Here is a 17,053-nt window from a genome sequence, read left to right as displayed (position 1 = left end):
CGCGCCCGATGTCGTCTCGGTCACTGTCTCGGTTGTTGCGTCGGCCATTGGCCATTGCACGCGCTATTGCGCGCCGGGTTGCATTTAGCGCATGCCCGGCAGCATGCCTTTCATGCCGCGCATCATCTTCTGCAGGTTGCCGCCCTTCAGTTTCTTCATCATCGTGCGCATCTGATCGTACTGATTGAGCATGCGGTTCACTTCCTGCACCTGCACGCCGGCGCCCGCCGCGATGCGGCGTTTGCGGGTCGCCTTGATCAGGTCAGGCTTCGCGCGCTCCAGCGGCGTCATCGAGTTGATGATGCCCTCCATCCGGCGCATCTGCTTTTCGGCCTGGCCCATATCGGCACCGGCTGCGGCCTGCTGGAATTGTGCGGGCAGCTTGTCCATCAGCGACGACAGGCCGCCCATGTTCTTCATCTGCGACAGTTGCGCGCGGAAATCGTTGAGGTCGAAGTCGCCGCCTTTCTTGACCTTGTCCGCGAGCTTCTGCGCGACCTGCACGTCGACGCCGCGCTGTGCCTCTTCGACGAGCGCGAGGATGTCGCCCATGCCGAGGATCCGGTTCGCCATGCGATCCGGATAGAAGATTTCGAGGCCGTCGAGCTTTTCCGCAACGCCGACGAACTTGATCGGCTTGCCCGTCACGTGCCGCACCGACAACGCCGCGCCGCCGCGCGAGTCGCCATCGAGCTTCGTCAGCACGACGCCAGTGAGCGGCAGTGCGTCGTTGAACGCCTTCGCCGTGTTGACCGCATCCTGGCCGAGCATCGCATCGACGACGAACAGCGTTTCGGCCGGATTCAACGTGCTATGCAGCGCGGAAATTTCCTGCATCATCGCTTCGTCGATGCCGAGACGGCCGGCCGTATCGACGATCAGCACATCGTGATAGTGGCGCTTTGCCCAGTCGACCGCGGCGCGCGCGATGTCGACGGGCTTCTGATCGGGCTCGGACGGAAAGAAGTCGGCACCGACCTGCTCGGTTACCGTCTTCAATTGCGCGATTGCAGCGGGACGGTAGACGTCGCACGAGACGGTGAGCACCTTCTTTTTGTACTTCTCGCGCAGGAGCTTCGCGAGCTTGCCGACCGTCGTCGTTTTACCGGCGCCCTGCAGACCGGCCATCAGGATAATGGCCGGCGGCGTGACGGCGAGATTGAGTTCGACGGCCTTGCCTTCATAGTCGCCGCCGATCACCGCGGTCAGCTCGCGCTGCACGACGCCGACGAGCGCCTGACCCGGCGACAGGCTGCCGATCACATCCTCGCCGAGCGCCTTTTCCTTTACCTTACCGATGAAGTCGCGCACGACGGGCAGCGCGACGTCGGCTTCGAGGAGCGCAAGGCGAACTTCGCGTAGCATCTCCTGCGTATTGGCTTCGGTGAGCCGGGCTTCGCCGCGCAGCGTCTTGACGACGCGCGCCATCCGTTGAGTGAGATTGTCGAGCATGGGGAGCCGGTGGGTAACGATGGGCAGTGCGGCCTTCTACGCGCGCGACGGCGGCGTGTGCGCAGTGGTGTATGCGGGACATGCGGCCCTGCATGGAGCACCATGGCAGCACAACATGGAACGGCGCGGGATACCGCGGGAATACCGCATGGAACCCACGCCCGGCCCACATATCGCCAAGCGTCGCGGCCAAAGGCCCTAGTGTAAACTTCGAACATGGATATTGTACTGTATGCCCTCACTGCGCTTCTCTACGGCGGACTTGCCGTAGCAGGCTGGCGTTCACATCGGCAGGCGGCGTTCGAGCCGGTGCTCGGGGGCGGTCCGTCGCTGGCCGCGGGCGGTAACCTGAACTCGCCGGCAACGGCGCCTTCGGCCGCATCGATCGAAGGCGCGTCGTTACGCGCGTCTGCGAGGCGCACGCGAACGGTCGTCGGCATGTCGCCGGCTGAGCGTGTCCTGCTGTTGATCACGCTCGTCGTGCACGGCGTACTGCTGCACACGACGATCTTCCCGCATGACGCGATGGTGTTCGGTTTTGCATTCGCGCTCTCCGCGATGTTCTGGCTCGGCGTCGGCATCTACTGGATCGAAAGTTTCTTCTTTCCACTCGACGGCCTGCGGCTGCTCGCGCTGCCGCTCGCCTGCGTCGCGTCGCTGCTGCCGCTCGTGTTCGGCGGCGTACGCGTGCTGTCGTACGCGGCTGCGCCGCTTTTCAAACTGCACTTCCTGATCGCGAACGTCGCGTACGGGCTCTTTGTGATCGCGGCGCTGCACGCGGTGCTGATGCTGCTCGTCGAGCGGCGCCTGCATGCGATGCGCGGCCGCGGCGGCGTGCTGCAACGGCACAACGCGGCGGCCGGCAACAACTGGCTCTCGAGCTGGCTCGATACGCTGCCGCCGCTGCTCACGCTCGAGAAGCTGCTGTTCCGTCTGATCAGCGCGGGCTTCGTGCTGCTCACGCTCACGCTGGTATCCGGCATGCTGTTCAACGAGCAGCTGGTGAACCGGCCGCTCAGCTTCGATCACAAGACCGTGTTCGCGATCCTGTCGTGGCTGATGTTCGGTGCGCTGCTGACTGCGCGTAAAGTATCGGGTTGGCGCGGCCGCGCCGCGTTGCGCTGGGTGCTCGCGGCTTTCGTCGCATTGCTGCTTGCCTATATCGGCAGCCGTTTCGTGTTCCAGGTGCTGCTGCACCGTCCTGTGGTCTGAGTGTTCCCATGCGGCAAATCATTCTGCTGATTCTGCTTTTCTTCGTCGGCCAGTGGTTCGTCAAGGCGCTGCGGCGTCAGGACGCGCGCACGTCGACGCGCACCGGCGAGGACGCGCGCGGCCAATCCGGTGCATCGGAAGCCAACGGTGCAAACAGGGCGGCGAAGGGTGGCACGAACGGCGCGGGCCAGTCTCCGGGTAACCGTGCCGCGCGTCATCAATTGCCGGAGCCGATGATCCGCTGCGTCGAGTGCGGCGTGCACGCTCCGAAGAGCGATTCGGTGACCGTCGACGGCCGGATCTTCTGCGGCCATGACCACGCGCAACGCTTCGCGACGCGCGTTGCGCAAACCAGAGGCCGCGAAGGCCGATGAGGCATCGCTTCACGGTCGGCGCCGACGGCTGGGTCCCGGCCGCACGCCGACTCCCCTCGCCGAATGTCGAAGCGCGCCCCGCGGGCGCAGTGCCGACGCTGATCGTCGTGCACAACATCAGCCTGCCGCCGGGCGAGTTTGGCGGCGGCGCCATCGCCGATCTTTTCCTGAACCGGCTCGACTGCGACGCGCATCCGTACTACGCGGCAAACTTGCGCGGCGTGCGCGTGTCCGCGCATTTCGTCATTCATCGCGACGGCACGCTCGAGCAGTTCGTGTCGTGCGACGAACGCGCCTGGCATGCGGGCGCATCGAGTTTCTTCGGCCGCGAGCGCTGCAACGATTTTTCGATTGGCGTCGAACTGGAAGGCAGCGACGCGAGCCCATTCGAAGCGGCGCAATACCGGACCCTCGCCGCGCTCGCACAAGCGTTGGCCGCTCACTATCCGATCGATGCGATCGCCGGTCACTCTGACATCGCACCGGGCCGCAAGACCGACCCGGGGCCGCATTTCGACTGGGCGCGACTGCAGCGCGAGACCTCATTTTCCGATCAGTATTTCCCCTATCGCCATCGTCCGGCCGCGCCATGAGCGCCCGCGACGGGAACCCGCAAAGCTCGACCAGGCTTGCTCGTGCGCGAGCCTTGCCCGGTTGCGGCGAAACGAAATGTCAACCCGCGCGGGATAAATTTTTCGATTGCGGTCACGCTAAAGTCCACTATACTTGGTGCCGTTAAAGCAGTTTTCCACAAGATGTTGTGTTGTTCGGGGGCAGCGCCCGCTTTGCGACCAAGGGTGCTAAAGCATTGCCGGCATTGAAAAAATACTGAAGTGACGCGTTCTGAAGTGATGTCCGTTCACTCCTCGTAGTGTCGTGAATGGTGCGGCGGTGAATAGTGCAGCGCACATCTTCAGGTTCGCGTTTTCAACCCTGCGCTTCAGTTCAGGTTGACCTTCAGCCATTTCGAAAAAGGGACCAGCCAGTGATCGCAACACGCATGATGAAGACGCTCGTCCGCGCGCATCTGATTCCTCATCGGCTGCGTCACGGTTCCGGACCGGTCATCGCGTTGCGCTGTTCCCGCCGCCGCAAACAGGTCGAATCCGTCGACTTCGTGGAATTCGCCCATGGTGGAGTTCGTCCACGTGGGCGCCGAGGGCAACCGAAGCACAACCCCGGCAGCAATCCAGGCGGTCATCCCCTGCGCAGTTTTTATCGAATCCGTACCTCGCTCGCGTCCGCGCCGGCGCAGCGATTGTTTTAATCCGCGGTTAGGTCCGCACCACCCCAAGACCAGGAGCTTTTGCACATGCAAACGACCGACAACGTGACGACCCGGTACGAGGGCGCACCCACTGGCCTCCCATTCACGGGAGAGGCTCAGGGCGCGCAAGCGCTCGCGCCGTCGACTTTCGCCGACTACAAGGTGATTCGTCGTAATGGCAGCGTGGTGTCGTTCGAGCCTTCTAAAATCGCCATTGCGGCGACGAAGGCTTTTCTGGCCGTCAACGGCGGTCAAGGCGCAGCGTCGGCGCGCGTGCGCGAACTCGTGGAGCAACTGACGCAAGGCGTCGTGCGCGCGCTGATGCGCAGCCGCCCGAACGGCGGCACGTTCCACATCGAAGACATCCAGGATCAGGTCGAACTCGCGCTGATGCGCGGTGGCGAGCACAACGTCGCGCGCGCCTACGTGCTGTATCGCGAGAAGCGTCACCAGGAGCGCAGCCAGTCGGCGGAGCAGCAGGTTGGCGAGACGGGCCTTAACGTGACCGACAACGGCGTCACGCGTCCGCTCGATCTGCCCGCGCTGCGCGCGCTGATCGAATCGGCCTGCGCGAATCTCGGCGATGCGGTGAGCGCGGAGCCGATCGTCGCCGAAACGGTGAAGAACCTGTACGACGGCGTGCCGATGAGCCAGGTGTACGACTCGGCCATCCTCGCCGCGCGCACGATGATCGAAAAAGACCCGGCGTACAGCCAGGTCACCGCCCGCATCCTGCTGCACACCATTCGCCGCGAAATCCTCGAAGAGGAAGTCACGCAGGCGCAAATGGACGAGCGCTACGCCGAATACTTCCCGCTCTTCATCAAGCGCGGTGTGCAGGCGGAACTGCTCGACGACAAACTCCTGCAGTTCGACCTCAAGCGTCTCGGCGCGGCGCTCGACGCAAGCCGCGACCTGCAATTCGGCTACCTCGGCCTGCAAACGTTGTACGACCGCTACTTCCTGCACGTCGACGGCACGCGCATCGAAATGCCGCAGGCATTCTTTATGCGTGTCGCGATGGGACTGTCGCTGAACGAAATCGACCGCGAAGCGCGCGCGATCGAGTTCTACAACGTGCTGTCGAGCTTCGACTTCATGAGCTCGACGCCCACGCTGTTCAACTCGGGCACGCGCCGTTCGCAGCTGTCGTCGTGCTACCTGACGACGGTCGACGACGATCTCGACGGCATCTACGAGGCGCTGAAGGAAAACGCGCTGCTGTCGAAGTTCGCCGGCGGCCTCGGCAACGACTGGACGCGCGTGCGCGCGCTCGGCTCGCACATCAAAGGCACCAACGGCAAGTCGCAGGGCGTCGTGCCGTTCCTGAAGGTCGTCAACGATACGGCTGTTGCCGTAAACCAGGGCGGCAAGCGCAAGGGCGCGGTGTGCGCGTACCTCGAATCGTGGCACCTCGACATCGAGGAATTCCTCGAGCTGCGCAAGAACACGGGCGACGACCGCCGCCGCACGCACGACATGAACACCGCGAACTGGATTCCCGACCTGTTCATGAAGCGCGTGCACGAGGGCGGCGACTGGACGCTGTTCTCGCCGTCCACCTGCCCGGATCTGCACGACAAGTTCGGCGCCGACTTCGAAGCCGCTTACACGGCCTACGAAGACAAAGTCGCGCGCGGCGAACTCAAACTCTTCAAGAAGATTCCGGCGGCCCAACTGTGGCGCAAGATGCTCGGCATGCTGTTCGAAACCGGCCATCCGTGGATTACGTTCAAGGATCCGTGCAACATCCGCAGTCCGCAGCAGCACGTCGGCGTCGTCCATTCGTCGAACCTGTGCACCGAGATCACGCTGAATACCAGCGACACCGAGATCGCCGTGTGCAATCTCGGCTCCGTGAACCTCGTCGCGCACATGAAGCAGCAGGCCGACGGCACGCTCGCGCTCGACCACGACAAGCTCAAGCGCACGGTCAGCGTGGCGATGCGGATGCTCGACAACGTGATCGACATCAACTACTACGCGGTTGCCAAGGCGCGTAACTCGAACCTCAAGCACCGCCCGGTCGGCATGGGCATCATGGGCTTCCAGGACTGCCTGCACCTGCTGCGCACGCCGTACGCGTCGGCAGAAGCGGTCGAATTCGCCGACCGGTCGATGGAAGCGGTCTGCTACTACGCGTACTGGGCGTCGACCGAGCTCGCGCAGGAGCGCGGGCGCTACTCGACGTACCGCGGCTCGCTGTGGGATCGCGGCATCCTGCCGCAGGACACGCTGAAGCTGCTCGCCGACGCGCGCGGTGGCTATGTCGAAGTCGATTCGAGCGAGTCGATGGATTGGAGCGCGTTGCGCTCGCGCATCGCGGCACACGGTATGCGCAACTCGAACTGCATCGCGATTGCGCCGACGGCGACGATCTCGAACATCATCGGCGTGTCCGCGTGCATCGAGCCGACTTTCCAGAACCTGTACGTGAAGTCGAACCTGTCGGGCGAGTTCACGGTGGTCAACGACTACCTCGTGCGCGACCTGAAGGCGCGCGGCCTGTGGGACGAGGTGATGGTCGCCGACCTCAAGTACTTTGACGGTTCGCTGTCGCGCATCGACCGGATTCCGGGCGACCTGCGCGCGATCTACGCGACCGCGTTCGAAGTCGATCCGAAGTGGCTCGTCGAGGCGGCGTCACGCCGTCAGAAGTGGATCGACCAGGCGCAGTCGCTCAATATCTATATGGCGGGTGCGTCGGGCAAGAAGCTCGACGAGGTCTACAAGCTCGCATGGCTGCGCGGCCTGAAGACGACGTACTACTTGCGCACGATGGCAGCGACGCACGTCGAGAAGTCGACGGTCGCGCACGGCGCGCTGAATGCGGTGCCGAGCAGTGACGGTGGTGCGGGCGGCGCCGGTGGCGCTGCCGGTGGCTTCGGCGCGAATGGCGGGATGAGCGGCGGCCTGTCGTCCGGTGGCCTTCAGGCATCGGCTGCGGCTCAAGCGTCCGTTGTCGCTGCTGTCGAAGCGGCGCCGGAAGCGGACGGTCCCGTCTGCATGATGCGTCCGGGCGACCCCGGCTTCGAAGAGTGCGAGGCTTGTCAGTAACACGCAGTAATACGCCGGCGGTTTCAGACGAGTCGACACGATTCGCGTCGCCGCCGGCGTAGCCGAAAGCAACACACGCAGCACCCGCAACTCGCGCAGCACACGTGGCAAGCGCGGTCCGCGCAACACATGCAATGCATGCGGTCCACGCAACGCTCCACGTCGTCGATCGATCTGTGGCGGTCGAATACCCGGCAGATGAAACGCAGCACATCGCGAGCACGCGCCGAAGTCTCTTTTGTGATGTCGAAGCCGTATCGAACACATCATCGAAGCCGCTTCGAAACGACGCCCGACGATCGAGAGCAACACGTCGACACGTCTTCAACGACACGCATTTCAATCGCGTTCACTGCATCGACCTTCACAGTCTGTTGAACAAAGTGTTGTATGAAGGTCGCAACGTGAATCGAAAACACGAATTTTCATGAGCGAGCCCTTTTATCGCTCGTGAAAAGATGGTACAAACCGATCTAAATTGATGGTGACATTTATGCTCAACTGGGATGACGAGATCACTGCCGTAACTCCGTCGAGCGCTTCGCAACAAAACGTGTTGCGCAACGCTGCGGGAACGGTTGTCGGTTCGCAAGTCGAAACGCGTTCCGCTCATCAGGCTCCCTCCGCACAAGACATCTTCGCGGGCGACATCGCCGTCGCTCCCGCTGTCACCCGTCTTGCCAACCAGGCAGCAGCTGCGACCGTTGCGCCGGCTGCCGCCGCTAACGCTAGCGCCGCTTCTTCCGAAGCGCGCGTGAATGTCGCCGACAAGCGCATCATCAACGGCCAGACCGACGTCAACCAGCTCGTTCCGTTCAAGTACAAATGGGCGTGGGAGAAGTATCTGTCGGGCTGTGCGAATCACTGGATGCCGCAGGAAATCAATATGTCCCGCGACATCGCCCTGTGGAAAGACCCGAACGGGCTGACCGAGGACGAGCGCCGCGTCGTCAAGCGCAACCTCGGCTTCTTCGTGACGGCCGACTCGCTCGCGGCGAACAACATCGTGCTCGGCACGTACCGCCACATCACGGCGCCCGAATGCCGCCAGTTCCTGCTGCGCCAGGCGTTCGAAGAGGCGATCCACACCCACGCGTACCAATACATCGTCGAGTCGCTCGGGCTCGACGAGGGCGAAATCTTCAACGCGTACCACGAGGTCGCGTCGATCCGCGCCAAAGACGAATTCCTGATCCCGTTCATCCATACGCTGACCGACCCGGCCTTCAAGACCGGCACGCTTGAGGCAGACCAGAAGCTGCTCAAGTCGCTGATCGTGTTCGCCTGTGTGATGGAGGGTCTGTTCTTCTACGTCGGCTTCACGCAAATCCTGGCGCTCGGCCGCCAGAACAAGATGACCGGCGCGGCGGAGCAGTACCAGTACATCCTGCGCGACGAGTCGATGCACTGCAATTTCGGCATCGACCTGATCAACCAGATCAAGCTTGAAAACCCGCATCTGTGGACGGCTGAATTCCGCGCGGAAATCCGCGAGCTGTTCAAGCAGGCGGTCGACCTTGAATATCGCTACGCTGAAGACACGATGCCGCGCGGCGTGCTCGGCCTGAACGCGTCGATGTTCAAGAGCTATCTGCGCTTCATCTGCAACCGTCGTTGCCAGCAGATCGGTCTCGATCCGCTGTTCCCGAACGAGGAAAATCCGTTCCCGTGGATGAGCGAGATGATCGACCTGAAGAAGGAACGCAACTTCTTCGAGACGCGGGTGATCGAATATCAGACTGGCGGCGCGCTCTCCTGGGAGTAAACGTCCCTCGCGCCGCGTATGAGATTGTGATGGGGATGCCGCCGGCACGGGCCGCGGCATATTTGGTTAGGAGTTTGACTGCCTGATGCAGAGCGTGCCGGGTGCCATAGGTACCCCATGGGTTCGAAAACGAGCCCACCAAGATCAGAGGCACTTTGCGAACCCTTCAGTGGGATGGGCAAACTTCCCCTTACGAAAAGCCGCCCGCGAGGCTCATGCGAGCTCGGGCGGCTCGATCAAACGCTTGCCGGCGTCGGTATCCGACGTCGACTGGACTTGGCGCGCGATGCCACGGGGCAACGCGCGCCTTACCGTATTCATTAGCGTAAGCGCGTTGGATATGCGTACGCCGATGAATAGCCCGCTTCGTAGCGCGCGCCCTGAAAAGCGTCCGCGGGAAACGGGTTTTGATGACGAAGGGTGTTGTTTGATTTAACTCTCATCTGAAACCTGAAGGAGAAAACCATGGCAATGGCCAAAAAGAAGCCTGCTGCAAAGAAAGCGGCAGTGAAGAAGGTTGCCGCGAAGAAAGCCGCTCCGGCGAAGAAGGCAGCTGCTAAGAAAGTCGCAGTGAAGAAGGTTGCTGCGAAGAAGGTAGCAGTGAAGAAGGTTGCCGCAAAGAAGGCGCCGGCGAAGAAGGCAGCAGCAAAGAAAGTCGCTGCAAAGAAAGTCGCAGTGAAGAAGGTCGCGGCGAAGAAGGCTGCACCGGCGAAGAAGACCGCGGCGAAGAAGGTTGCTGCGAAGAAGGCGCCGGCTAAGAAGGCCGCTGCGAAGAAGGTAGCGAAGAAGGCTGCCGCGAAAAAGGCGCCTGCGAAAAAGGCTGCCGCCAAGAAGGCTGCCCCTGCGAAGAAGGCTGCCGCGAAGAAGGCCGCTGCGCCTGCGAAGAAGGCTGCCCCTGCGAAGAAGGCTGTCGCGAAGAAGGCTGCCCCTGCTCCGGCTGCGCCCGCTGCATCGTCGGCGCCTGCTTCGACGGTCAAGACCGCGTTGAATCCGGCTGCTGCATGGCCGTTTCCGACGGGCCCGCGTCCGTAATAGCCGCAGTCAGGCTCGCGGTTGAGCCTTTAAGCAGAGCAACAAGCTGTCAGAGCCGGTTGTGCGCGCATCCAAGGCGTGTGTCGGCTCGGTTGAGTAGCGCTACTCAATCCTCGATCCCGTCGCCCTACGAGGGCGGCGGGATTTTTTTCGCCTCGGTGTTTCCTGAGGTGAGCGCGCATAGAGCGTCGCCTGAGCGACGGTCGATGCGCGCGGCGGTGCGAGTGGTGGTTCGAGCGACGGTTCGAGCGACGGTTCGGGCGACGGTTCGGGCGACGGTTCGGGCGACGGTGCGCGCGGTGGTGCAGCGCACCGATCAGTGCGTGACGCGTGTGATGCCGCCGCTCGACAGCAGCCGTACCCGCTCGCCCGCGAGGAAGACCTCGCCGGTGTTCGTCTGCGTGATGGCGCGCATGTCGCCGTTGTCGAGGCGCACGGTGATCTCGACGCCGTCGCGCACGGCGGCGGCGTTCTCGACGGCATTGCCGGCTACCGCGCCCGCGAGGCCGCCGATGATGCCCGTGACGATCGAACCCGTGCCGCCGCCGATCTGACTGCCTGCAATGCCGCCGAGCGCGCCGCCGCCGAGCAGGCCCAGACCGGTGGGCTGGCCATTGTTCGAGCTGATCTTCACGGCGCGCACGCTATCGACGGTGGCCATCCGCACCGTCTCCTCGCGCTGCGCCTGCGAGGCGGTGTAGACGTCGGCGGAACTGCTGTTGTACGCGCACCCCGAGATCGCGAGCGCGCCGCCGATCATGCAAGCAACCGTCGCGGCAACCACGTGCCGGCTTGCTGAACGATTCATCGAACGATTCGTTGTTTTCATCTTTCACTCCCTGCGGGCCCCCGACAGGCCCCGAACTTTCTGACTACGATACTGCACCGGGTGAGCCTACGCGTCGAGTGCGTAGCCGAACGCCTGCTTGAATCGTTCGTTGATTTCCGCGCGCGACGGCGCATAGTTTTGCGGCCCCTGGTGCTCGATCTTTAGCGCGCCCATCAGGCTGGCGAGGCGACCCGCGGTGGCCCAGCCCAGTTGTTTTTCGATGCCGTACAGAAGGCCGCCGCGGAATGCATCGCCGCATCCGGTCGGATCGAGCACGCGTCGCGCCTTGACTGCCGGAATGTCTTCGATGCCGCCTGCGTGATGGATCTGCGAGCCGTGCTCGCCGCGCGTGACGATCAGCGCATCGACGCGGCTTGCGATCTCGTCGATCGACCAGCCGGTCTTGTTGCTCACCAGTTTGGCTTCGTAATCGTTGACCGCCACGTAAGTGGCAAGTTCAATCATGCGCCGCAGCGACGCACCGTCGAAGAGCGGCAGCCCCTGGCCCGGATCGAAGATGAACGGCACCCTGGCCGCCGCGAATTGTTCGGAATGCTGGATCATGCCGTCGAAGCCGTCCGGCGCGACGATGCCAAGCGTGACACCCTGCGCTTCGTCCGCGCGGTTCAGATGCGACTGCATCATGGCGCCCGGGTGGAACGCCGTGATCTGGTTGTTCTCGAGGTCGGTGGTGATCATCGCCTGCGCCGAATACGTGTCGGGCAGCACGCGCACGTGCGTCTTCGCGAGGCCGAGCTGGTCGAGGCGGTCGATATAGAGCTGCGCGTCGACGGCGCCGAGCGTCGCCATGATGTGCGCGTCGCCGCCAAGCAGATGCAGCGCGTAGGCGATGTTGCCCGCGCAGCCGCCGAACTCGCGGCGCATCGTCGGCACCAGGAAGCTGACGTTCAGGATGTGGACCTGTTCCGGCAGGATGTGCTCCCGAAACCGGCCTTCGAAGGTCATGATGTTGTCGTAGGCGAGCGAACCGCAAATCAACGTAGCCAAGGCGAGCGTCCTGTAAAAGTCGAAAGAGCGAAAGGTGCAGATAGGTGAAACCGGTGCGTCGATACGACAGCGCCGCGCATTCGTGGTCGTCGGGACCCGAAGCGCGGCGCAAGCGCATGCGCGCAAGTGAGCCGGAACGCGCGGCGGACAGTGCGCGCGCGTGAAGTCTAGTTGCGCACGTTACTTCAGTGCATTGAGCGCGGCGTCGTAGTTCGGCTCGGACTTGATCTCGCTGACGAGTTCCGCATGCACGACCTTGTCGTTTTCGTCGATCACGACGACTGCGCGTGCGGTGAGGCCGGCCAGCGGACCGCTCGTGATGTCGACGCCGTAGGCGCGCGCGAACTCATGGCCGCGGAACGTCGACGCGGTGGTGACGTTGGCGAGGCCTTCCGTCGTGCAAAAGCGCGATGCCGCGAACGGCAGATCGCCCGACACGACGATCACCGCCGTGTTCGCGAGCTTGCCCGCCGCTTCGTTGAACTTGCGCGTCGACGTCGCGCAGGTCGGCGTATCGAGGCTCGGCACGATATTTAGCACCTTGCGCTTGCCATGGAACTCGGCCAGCGTGACGGACTTGAGGTCGCGGCCGACGAGCGTGAACGCCGGCGCCTGTTGGCCGACGGACGGGAACGTGCCGGATACGTCGATCGGGTTGCCGCCCAGCGTAACTTGACTCATGTTGTGCTCCGAAAATTGACTAGCGATGGTTGGGAACGCGCGCGACCGAGGCGGGCGCGCGCGCGAGGTCGGTCATGGATAAAAAATCTGCACACGGAAATTGGTGGCCGTCGCACTGCCCGTGTCGAGCCGCACGAACATCGTTTCGGTCGTGCGCGGCGCAAGGCCCGCGGAGATTTGCGTGCCGGGCCTCACATAGTCTTGCGGCCACAGCACGCGGCGTACCGCGATGTTGTTGTGTTCGTCGAGCAGCGTCAGCTCCACGGCCGGATACGCGAGCGGCACGTTGAAGCGGTTATGCAGCGGCATGCGCAATTCGAGTTTGTGCGGGCCGTCCACCTGACGCAGATCCGACGGCTCGACCTGCAATCCGTCGATATCGCGCGGCGGGGCGAACGCGCAGCCGAGGTGCTCGCAGACTTGCGCGAACAGCATCCGCGAACCGGGCGCGTAGACCATCACCGTTTCGCGCTGCCACCACGCGAGCTGCGCGAGCAGCACGACGAACAGCACGAGCGCAACGACAACGCCGAGGATGCGCCAGCCGAGGCGCCGCGGCTCGGACGCGCGCTTTTCGCGCACCACGGCGAATGCGTTCTCGTCGTCTCCGGGTGCGGCGGCAAAGGGCGGCACGGCAAAGGGCGGCGCGGCGGCCGGCCGCGCCGCTGCGGCGCCGGCCGCTGCGCCGGGACCGAAGTGCGGCTCGTTATCGCGGATGTTCGGCGCAATACGCGTGCGGTCGTCGTCGGGCTCGAGCGCGGGTTCGGGGCGCGCTTCTTCTTCGCGACGGCGCCACACATGCGGCGGCGGCACTGCCGGATCGCGCGGCGCATCCTGGCCCGGCTGCGCGGCCGCATGCGGAACGACCGGCTCGGGCGGCGTTTTGAACGCCGGCTCGATCGGACGCGCGGTCGCGTTCTCGAGGTGCAGATCCTGTCCCTCGGTGAACTCGAGCTTGAGCTTCGGCTGCGCGGAACGCGGAATCGTGACCGGGTTATACGGAATCGTCGCGGCGTTATGGCGGATCCGGCGATCGACCGAAGCGTCCGGCGCAGGCGCCCACGGATTCCATGTGTCCGCGCGGAAATCCGGCGAATTGGGATCGGTGGAGCCGGGCGTCTGCACTTCGGGGGATACGGACCCGGAAGGCTCAGCCGGCGTTGCAGCGGATGCTGGGCCGGCAGGAAAATCCGCGCCTTGGGCGGACGCAGCCGTAGTCGGTGGAGGCACAGGCGCGGTACGTTCCGCGGCGGATGCAGCCGGGGCAACTGGCGCCTGAGGCGCCTCAGGCGCCGCCGCGCCGACGCCTTCGCCGGCCGCGCGCGGATCCTGCGAAGTCAGCCGCGCGACTTCATCGGCCGTGATCGGCGTAGCGCTGTGGAAATCGCCGCCGTCGGCGAGATCGAACAGACTGCTCGACGCATCGAATACTTCGCGGCAATGTCCGCAGCGCACGAGACCGCGGCGCAGCGCGAGCTGCGCGGGTTGAAGGCGGAAGACTGTTTCGCAGAAGGGACAGCGCGTCGCAAGAGCCATATCGAACCGGGAGCCGCGCGGGGCTGTTGAGTGGAAAATATGCCCTATTCTAATGACTTTCGCGGCGGGTTCCGGCGAGGCACACCCAGCCGTCTTGTTCGCGCCAAACCGAAATGTCGATCCACGGCGCGTATGCCCCTGCAACTTCAAGCGCCTGACGCGCGAGAATGCCCGACAGCGCAAGGCGTCCGCCCGGTTTCACCTTCGATGCGAGCATCGACGCCATCAGCTTGAGCGGGTTCGACAGGATATTCGCGACGACGATATCGAACTCGCCCGCAGGGCAGTCGGCCGGCAACCCGTAGGTGACCTCTGCATGATTGCGCTCGCTGTTGTAGCGCGCGGATTCGACCGCTTGCGGGTCAATGTCGATGCCGGCCACCGGGTTTGCGCCGCACTTGCGCGCGAGGATCGCGAGAATGCCGGAGCCGCAGCCGTAGTCGAGCAGCGATTGCCCCGGCCGCACCGTTTCTTCGAGCCATTCCATGCAAAGCCGCGTGGTCGGATGACTGCCGGTGCCGAACGCGAGGCCCGGATCGAGTTCGAGCACGAGCGCGTCCGGGTCGGGCGCGTCATGCCACGACGGCACGACCCAGATCCGTTTGCCGATATGGATCGGGTCGAACTGCGATTGCGTGAGCCGCACCCAGTCCTGCTCCGCGACGTCGCGCACCGTAAACGGCGGCGTCGGCGCGAGGCCGAGCTCGTTCGCGGCGGCCGCGAGCAGCACGCCCGGTTCGTGCCCGGGTGCGAGCAGGGCGACGACGCGCGAGTGCTGCCATGCGGTGCGCTCCGGTGTGAGCCCTGGTTCGCCGAAGAGCGGCTGCTCGTCGGGCGTATCGGCGTCCGCGTCTTCGACCGAGACGGACAACGCGCCGAACTCGAGCAGCGCGTCGGACAGGTTTTCCGCATGCTCGCGCGCGAGTTCGACGACCAGTTCCCGATAGCTCATTGGCTTACGCTTCTTCCGGCGCGACCTGCTGCTTCGCAGCGAGCCGGTTCTCGAGGTAGTGAATGCTCGTGCCGCCTTCGACGAACTTCGCATCGAGCATCAGTTCGCGGTGCAGCGGAATGTTGGTCTGAATGCCTTCGACCACCATCTCCGAGAGTGCAATGCGCATCCGCTTGATTGCCTGCTCGCGCGTCGCGCCGTACGCAATCAGCTTGCCGATCATCGAATCGTAGTTCGGCGGCACGAAATAGCCGTTGTATGCATGCGAATCGACGCGGATGCCGGGGCCACCGGGCATATGCCACGACGTAAGCCGGCCCGGCGACGGCGTGAACTTGAACGGGTCTTCGGCGTTGATCCGGCATTCGATTGCATGACCGCGGAACTGGATATCGCGCTGGCGGAACGCGAGCTTCTCGCCCGCCGCGATGCGGATCTGTTCCTGCACGATGTCGACGCCGGTAATCAGTTCGGTGACCGGATGCTCGACCTGCACGCGCGTGTTCATCTCGATGAAGTAGAACTCGCCGTTCTCATACAGGAACTCGAACGTGCCCGCACCGAGATAACCCATCTTCTTGCACGCGTCCGCGCAGCGGTCGCCGATGCGGTCGATGAGCCGCCGCGCAATACCGGGCGCCGGCGCTTCCTCGATCACTTTCTGGTGGCGACGTTGCATCGAGCAGTCGCGCTCGCCGAGCCAGATCGCGTTCTTGTACGAATCCGCGAGCACCTGGATCTCGATATGGCGCGGGTTCTCGAGGAACTTCTCCATATAGACCTGCGGATTGCCGAACGCGCGGCCCGCTTCTTCGCGCGTCATATTGACTGCATTGACGAGCGCCGCTTCCGTGTGCACGACGCGCATCCCGCGCCCGCCGCCGCCGCCCGCCGCCTTGATGATGACCGGATAGCCGACCGAGCGCGCCATCTTGACGATCTCTTTCGGATCGTCGGGCAGCGCGCCCTCGGAACCGGGTACGCACGGCACGCCGGTCTTGATCATCGTCTGCTTGGCCGAGACCTTGTCGCCCATCATGCGGATCGTTTCGGGCCGCGGGCCGATAAACACGAAGCCCGACTGCTCGACGCGCTCGGCGAAGTCCGCGTTTTCCGACAGGAAGCCGTAGCCGGGGTGAATCGCTTCGGCGTCGGTCACTTCGGCCGCGCTGATCAGCGCCGGCATATTCAGATAGCTGAGGTTCGACGGCGCCGGACCGATACAGACCGCCTCGTCCGCGAGCTTCACGTACTTGGCTTCCTTGTCGGCTTCCGAATAGACGACGACCGTCTTGACGCCGAGCTCGCGGCATGCGCGCTGGACGCGGAGCGCAATCTCGCCGCGATTGGCAATGAGGATTTTTTCAAACATAGCGGATATTCGACTCGCGTCAGCCGATCACGAAGAGCGGCTGGCCATATTCGACGGCCTGCCCGTTTTCGACGAGGATTTCCTTGATCACGCCGGCGAGATCGGATTCGATTTCGTTCAGAAGCTTCATCGCTTCGATGATGCAGATGGTCTGGCCTTCCTTGACCGTATCGCCGACCTGCACGAACGGGTCGGCGCCCGGCGACGGCGCGCGATAGAACGTGCCGACCATCGGCGAAGTCACGACATGTCCTTGCGGCGCGGCGGCAGCAGGCGCCGCCGGCGCGGCGGCCGCGCCTTCGGCCACTGCCGCCGGATGCGCCGGCGCGCTTGCCGGGATCTGCGGTGCGTATTGAGCGGCAGGCGACTGCACGTAAACCGGCGGCGCATTCTTGACGATGCGCACCTTGCCTTCACCCTCCGTGACTTCCAGTTCCGAAATACCGGATTCGGAGACGAGGTCGATCAGAGTTTTCAGTTTACGTAGATCCATGGGCATACCCCTTTCAATGCGTA

General features: G+C 63.9%; 16 protein-coding genes. 7 read left to right on the top strand and 9 right to left on the bottom strand.

Going from position 1 to position 17,053, the window contains the following annotated elements; all coding sequences use genetic code 11:
* Positions 1-84: 84 nt before the first annotated feature.
* On the bottom strand, positions 85-1,452 hold the full coding sequence (gene ffh / locus QYH69_RS05060; RefSeq protein ID WP_308830796.1) for a signal recognition particle protein: 1,368 nt from the start codon (positions 1,450-1,452) through the stop codon (positions 85-87).
* Positions 1,453-1,668: 216 nt separating this feature from the next.
* On the opposite strand from ffh, the gene QYH69_RS05055 reads away from it, so the two are divergent.
* From QYH69_RS05055 to ampD, 3 genes are read left to right on the top strand one after another with little or no spacing between them, the layout of a single operon-like run.
* Positions 1,669-2,664, top strand: coding sequence for a cytochrome c biogenesis protein CcsA (locus tag QYH69_RS05055; RefSeq protein WP_308830795.1), 996 nt, complete (start codon positions 1,669-1,671; stop codon positions 2,662-2,664).
* 8 nt (positions 2,665-2,672) lie between these two features.
* Positions 2,673-3,038 (top strand): PP0621 family protein, encoded by a 366-nt coding sequence (locus QYH69_RS05050; RefSeq protein WP_308830794.1) that lies wholly within the window; start codon positions 2,673-2,675, stop codon positions 3,036-3,038.
* On the top strand, positions 3,035-3,631 hold the full coding sequence (ampD, locus tag QYH69_RS05045) for a 1,6-anhydro-N-acetylmuramyl-L-alanine amidase AmpD (RefSeq protein WP_308830793.1): 597 nt from the start codon (positions 3,035-3,037) through the stop codon (positions 3,629-3,631). The genes QYH69_RS05050 and ampD overlap by 4 nt, the downstream gene beginning before the upstream one ends.
* A 347-nt stretch (positions 3,632-3,978) precedes the next feature.
* Here the strand turns inward: ampD and QYH69_RS05040 are convergent, their stop codons facing one another.
* Entirely contained in the window at positions 3,979-4,239 is a 261-nt protein-coding gene (locus QYH69_RS05040) for a hypothetical protein (protein ID WP_308830792.1), read from the bottom strand.
* Positions 4,240-4,350: 111 nt separating this feature from the next.
* Between QYH69_RS05040 and QYH69_RS05035 the strand changes: the two genes are divergently transcribed.
* From QYH69_RS05035 to QYH69_RS05020, 4 genes are all read left to right on the top strand, one after another.
* Positions 4,351-7,362 (top strand): ribonucleoside-diphosphate reductase subunit alpha, encoded by a 3,012-nt coding sequence (locus QYH69_RS05035; protein ID WP_308830791.1) that lies wholly within the window; start codon positions 4,351-4,353, stop codon positions 7,360-7,362.
* Positions 7,363-7,855: 493 nt separating this feature from the next.
* Positions 7,856-9,127: a ribonucleotide-diphosphate reductase subunit beta gene (locus QYH69_RS05030; RefSeq protein ID WP_308830790.1), complete on the top strand. Its 1,272-nt coding sequence runs from the start codon at positions 7,856-7,858 to the stop codon at positions 9,125-9,127.
* 85 nt (positions 9,128-9,212) lie between these two features.
* Positions 9,213-9,563: a hypothetical protein gene (locus QYH69_RS05025; protein ID WP_308830789.1), complete on the top strand. Its 351-nt coding sequence runs from the start codon at positions 9,213-9,215 to the stop codon at positions 9,561-9,563.
* A 29-nt stretch (positions 9,564-9,592) separates the two neighbouring features.
* Complete coding sequence (locus QYH69_RS05020) at positions 9,593-10,159, top strand: histone H1-like DNA-binding protein (protein WP_308830788.1); 567 nt, start codon at positions 9,593-9,595, stop codon at positions 10,157-10,159.
* A 316-nt stretch (positions 10,160-10,475) separates the two neighbouring features.
* Here the strand turns inward: QYH69_RS05020 and QYH69_RS05015 are convergent, their stop codons facing one another.
* The 7 genes from QYH69_RS05015 to accB form a co-directional block, all read right to left on the bottom strand.
* Positions 10,476-10,919 (bottom strand): glycine zipper 2TM domain-containing protein, encoded by a 444-nt coding sequence (locus QYH69_RS05015; protein ID WP_374992350.1) that lies wholly within the window; start codon positions 10,917-10,919, stop codon positions 10,476-10,478.
* 135 nt (positions 10,920-11,054) lie between these two features.
* The gene (locus QYH69_RS05010; RefSeq protein ID WP_308830786.1) at positions 11,055-11,996 is read right to left on the bottom strand and encodes a carbohydrate kinase family protein; all 942 of its coding nucleotides are present in this window, start codon (positions 11,994-11,996) and stop codon (positions 11,055-11,057) included.
* A 180-nt stretch (positions 11,997-12,176) separates the two neighbouring features.
* Entirely contained in the window at positions 12,177-12,677 is a 501-nt protein-coding gene (gene tpx / locus QYH69_RS05005) for a thiol peroxidase (RefSeq protein WP_075158193.1), read from the bottom strand.
* A 72-nt stretch (positions 12,678-12,749) separates the two neighbouring features.
* Positions 12,750-14,213 carry a DUF3426 domain-containing protein gene (locus QYH69_RS05000; RefSeq protein ID WP_308830785.1) on the bottom strand — a complete coding sequence of 488 codons (1,464 nt, stop codon included), beginning with the start codon at positions 14,211-14,213 and terminating at the stop codon, positions 12,750-12,752.
* Positions 14,214-14,262: 49 nt separating this feature from the next.
* On the bottom strand, positions 14,263-15,165 hold the full coding sequence (gene prmA, locus QYH69_RS04995) for a 50S ribosomal protein L11 methyltransferase (protein ID WP_308830784.1): 903 nt from the start codon (positions 15,163-15,165) through the stop codon (positions 14,263-14,265).
* 4 nt (positions 15,166-15,169) lie between these two features.
* A complete protein-coding gene (gene accC / locus QYH69_RS04990) occupies positions 15,170-16,537 on the bottom strand; it encodes an acetyl-CoA carboxylase biotin carboxylase subunit (RefSeq protein ID WP_075158190.1) in 1,368 nt (455 codons plus the stop codon).
* A 19-nt stretch (positions 16,538-16,556) separates the two neighbouring features.
* Entirely contained in the window at positions 16,557-17,030 is a 474-nt protein-coding gene (gene accB, locus QYH69_RS04985) for an acetyl-CoA carboxylase biotin carboxyl carrier protein (protein ID WP_075158189.1), read from the bottom strand.
* Between the last annotated feature and the right edge of the window lie 23 nt (positions 17,031-17,053).

Origin of the sequence: Paraburkholderia sp. SARCC-3016 (assembly GCF_031119615.1) — a bacterium.
Lineage (GTDB): Bacteria > Pseudomonadota > Gammaproteobacteria > Burkholderiales > Burkholderiaceae > Paraburkholderia.
The sequence above is the reverse complement of the archived record's forward strand: the minus strand, read 5'-3'. Positions and strand labels throughout refer to the sequence as shown.